The organism is Oscillibacter sp. CU971 (assembly GCF_905219725.1).
Taxonomy (GTDB): Bacteria; Bacillota; Clostridia; order Oscillospirales; family Oscillospiraceae; genus Oscillibacter.
Window position 1 is genome coordinate 1 of sequence record NZ_CAJMXG010000340.1, and the last position, 2,590, is coordinate 2,590.

Here is a 2,590-nt window from a genome sequence, read left to right on the forward strand (position 1 = left end):
GAAGCAATAATTACGGCCACTGAATTAAAGGAAATTATATCAAGTCTGGACAATATAGCATTCAACAAAACAGCGGCGCAATAACGCCCAACGAGACCGGGAGAAGTGTACCCCCTCCCGGCCTTGCCCCGCAAGCCCGTTACCCTTGTGCCGCGCTCCCGTCTGCGCCGTCCTCCCGCGCTGGGCGGTTTTGGCGGTGGGCAAACTCTTCAAATCATTTCGGAAAAAACGCCGCCCATGTCTATGACACAGGCGGCGCTTTTGAGCTTATCTCCTATAAATGGCTCCACCAAGCGGGCGGGGCCGGCGGGACTTTGCTTCCTTTATCGAATGAGGTAGCTGATGGAAAAGCCAGCACTGGTTTTCCCTGTATTCTTCACATACAGAACATACTCGCCGCTCTCCTCAACGATTCGCTCCATAGACAGGCCATCGAAATCACCGCCCGCTTCCTTGATGACCAGCTTCTCGCTGGAATTTTCTTTTTTAAGGCCCACCTCGATCACGGAGCAATCGGAAGAGTCCTCGCAGCTCAGGGACACAACGATGCTCTGGTCCTTGCCCAAGGTCACCATTCCAATCGGCATCTCGGTGCCGGGAGCAAGATCTGTATAGGCGTCTCCCTCGGAACTGAGCCATTTATACGTTGCGCCATCGCTGGCTTTCACTGTTTTGACGCTGGCCTCGTTGCTGTTCGCAATTTTGTAGAGGGTGTTATCCACCAGCGCGAACGGGCAATCTCCCTTTGATACAAGGGAAACGGTTGCACCGTCGGCTAAATCCACAATCCGCGCGTTGTTCTCAGCCACTATTATTCCATCAATTTCAGTGCCCACATCTATGGGAATTTCCTTGCCATTATCAGTTGCCACATTAAACGTTTTCATGTCGATGCTGCCCTTTGAGAGCAGAGATTCCTTGAGGGCGGCGTTGTCCTCATTCTCCCAAAACGCCCGCTCCTCCTCCGCTGTCTCAAAGAACAGGATCTCTCCGGCCTCGACCTTTTTCAGAATCTCGGCCCATTCCTCCGGGGTGAACTTGCGTTCATCCCCACGGTTCACCGACCCCAGGCCGCTCAAGGCACTGCTGGTATCCTGCGGCCCGGTCTCCTCGTTGCTGCGCTGGGATGTCTGCGTCTGACCGTCCGGCAGAGCGGAATCGTTGTCCTTCGCCACGGCTCCCGTCGTAAATCCGGTCGCCATGCCGATGGTCAGGACAAGGGCAAGCACGACGGCCAGCAGCGATGTTTTCTTGTATTTCATAATAGCGATAATCCTTTCTTCTGCGGCGTTCTTACTAAAGTAGCTGTGCATGAAGGAGAAGGGACGTCCCCGCTCCGCCATGTCAATCAGCGAATGGGCGTAGGACGCCCGCTCTGTCCCGCCGAAATGCCGCAGAACCATTTCATCGCAGGACAGCTCCAGGTCGCGGTTGAGAAGAACCAGCATTACCCAGACCAAAGGGTTGAACCAGTGGACGCACACCGCGCACAGAGCCAGCAGCTTCCACAGCGTATCAAAGCGGCGGATGTGGATGTATTCATGGACAAGGATATAGCGAATCAGTTGCTCATTGTCCAGATCCATCTTCTGCGGAAAGATGATCCGCGGCCGCAGGATGCCGATGGAGGCCGGGGAGTCCACCTTGTCAGACCGGACGATTGCCAGAGGCCGGAACAGCCGGTACTCCTCCCACCATTTCGTGATAACGGCGTGGTCTTCCACAGGAACAGCGGCCCTGAGCGCCCGGTAGTTCTTCGCCAGCAGGACGACGAATACCAAGGCGAGTACCGCCGCGCCGCCGATCCAAAGGGCCGTCAGCGGAGAGATCACCGGCGCGGCGGCAGACGGCCCTGCGGCGGCGCCAGGGGATGCCGGAATCTGATCGCCCCAGACCACCATAAAGCTACCGGCGGGAACCGCCGTGTCCGCATGTCTCAAAAGCCCGGCAAACAGGTTGTAAACGCTCCACCTCGATGTGAGGGAAAACGGAATCAGCAGCCTTGCGACAACGATCCCCCACAGGGCCAGGAAGCTGGCTTTAGGCAGCCGGTACAGCGTGATGGCGCGGACGATCACGATGACCGCAATCAGCACTCCCGCCTGCACGCTCATTTGAACAATATCCATGGACACCCTCATTTCAGCTTTTCCACGATCCGCCGCAGGCCGTCGATCTCGTCGCTGGACAGCTTTTTCCCGCTGACGTAAGCCGACAGGAACAGCTCCGCAGAGCCGTCAAAGAGCTTGTCGATCAGCTCCGTGGCCTCCTCCCGCTGAACGGATTTCCTGGATACGGCTGCCCGGCAGATAAAGGGGTCACGCCGTTTTACCGCACCCTTCTCAACCAGCTTCTTGGCAACCGTGTATGTGGTATTACGCGCCCAGCCAATACGGGCGTTCATTTTTTTTGCCAGTTCGACTGCGGATAACTCACCTTCTTCCCATAATACGTCCATAACCTTCAATTCGGCATCTGTTAGTTTTGTCGACATAATAATAACTCCTTCTTGACTATGGCCATAGTCAAGAGGGAGTTTAACACAATAGCCGCCGCTAGTCAATGACTATATTTATAGTCAAGATAAAAG

Annotated in this window: 2 protein-coding genes; both read right to left on the reverse strand. The window is 55.5% G+C overall.

Annotation, left to right across the window (positions count from 1 at the left end; translation table 11 throughout):
- Positions 1-323 precede the first annotated feature (323 nt).
- Positions 324-2,129, reverse strand: a complete 1,806-nt coding sequence (locus JX325_RS15035) for a M56 family metallopeptidase (protein ID WP_204791880.1) — start codon at positions 2,127-2,129, stop codon at positions 324-326.
- 8 nt (positions 2,130-2,137) lie between these two features.
- Positions 2,138-2,494: a BlaI/MecI/CopY family transcriptional regulator gene (locus tag JX325_RS15040; RefSeq protein WP_204791881.1), complete on the reverse strand. Its 357-nt coding sequence runs from the start codon at positions 2,492-2,494 to the stop codon at positions 2,138-2,140.
- Positions 2,495-2,590: the final 96 nt, after the last annotated feature.